The organism is Desulfovibrio intestinalis (assembly GCF_014202345.1).
GTDB lineage: Bacteria > Desulfobacterota > Desulfovibrionia > Desulfovibrionales > Desulfovibrionaceae > Desulfovibrio > Desulfovibrio intestinalis.
In genome coordinates, this window is record NZ_JACHGO010000016.1 from 1 (window position 1) to 1,412 (window position 1,412).

General features: G+C 54.5%; 1 protein-coding gene. It reads left to right on the forward strand.

Annotation, left to right across the window (positions count from 1 at the left end):
- The first annotated feature begins 77 nt into the window (after window positions 1-77).
- Complete coding sequence (locus HNQ38_RS14070) at window positions 78-1,106, forward strand: IS110 family RNA-guided transposase (RefSeq protein WP_183722549.1); 1,029 nt, start codon at window positions 78-80, stop codon at window positions 1,104-1,106.
- The last annotated feature ends 306 nt before the right edge of the window (window positions 1,107-1,412 follow it).

Genomic DNA, 1,412 nt, shown 5'->3' on the forward strand with positions numbered 1-1,412 from the left:
AAATGATGGGATGGCCCCGCCCGACTGAAGCGGGTATGCATAAGGTAGCCTAAAAACCTTTGCAGGAGGCCATCCCAATGAAAGCTATTACCACCATCGGCATCGACTTGGCAAAGAACAGTTTTTCCGTCTACGGCGTGGACGCCAAAGGCAAACCCGTGTTGCAACGCACCCTGTCCCGCTCCGGTGTGGTCCGGTTCTTCGCCAATCTCCCCGCTTGCCTGGTAGGCATGGAAGCTTGCGCTTCGTCGGAATACTGGGCCAGAGAAATCGAAAGCCTGGGCCATACCGTACGCCGTATTCACCCACGATATGTGAAAGCCTATCTTCTCGGCGCAAAAAACGACGCTAACGATGCAGCCGCCATCTGCGAAGCCGTACAACGACCCAACATGCGTTTTGTGCCGCACAAGTCGCCAGAACAGGTGGACATCCAGTGCGTACATAGAGTCCGCCAAGGGTACGTCCATTCCCGCACGGCTCTGATAAACCAGGCTAGAGGGCTACTCGCCGAGAATGGCATTGTCATTCGCCAGGGCACAGCCCAGATCCGAGCCCATTTACCCGCGATTATTGCCGATGAAAGCAACACTCTTTCCGGCCTTATGCGCCGCAATCTTGCCTCGCTTTACGACTCTCTATGCTTTCTGGACCGGCAAATAACTGAACAAGAAGATATCCTGAAAACCATTGCCAAAGAAAATGAAGCCTGCAAACGCCTGATGCAAATCCCAGGCATCGGCTTCATCACGGCCACGATTTTGCTCACCGTGGCCGGCGTCGCTTCCAACTTCAAAAACGGACGGGAGTTTGCGGCATTTCTTGGGCTTGTGCCGCGCCAAAACTCCACTGGCGGTAAAACAAAGCTCTTCGGCATCTCAAAGCGCGGAGATAAATATATACGCACTCTGCTGATACACGGTGCCCGGGCCGTGCTGCGCTCGCTCACCGTCGGGCGAATGGCGGAGGGTCGGCACAGTAAGTGGTTGGCGGACTTGGTCGCACGACGCGGGACAAAACGTGCCTGTGTGGGGCTGGCCAACAAAACTGCCCGTATTGCCTGGAGTCTTTTGGCTCAAGGCACACAATACAAACTTGCGGCATAGTCCCGCGTTTGTCATGCCGCTTGCAATCCGACTTTTTTGTATGAGTCGCGCGCAAGCGGCCCGCCAAACATTTTTGTAACGCTTACCCGACGGTTGCCAAGGGAAAAGACGATGGAAAAAAGCTCGGACCTGCTTTCGGAAAACCTGTTTTAGAGCATGGCGATAAACGCCGATGAAATGACGAGGACCGAAAGCGCGTAACCCATCAGGGCGCTGCCATACTAGGCTGACGCCGTATATATGCGAGCATCCGAACGAATTTCCAAAGTCTATTTTCCCTTGACCATAGGGCGGGGCCATATATGC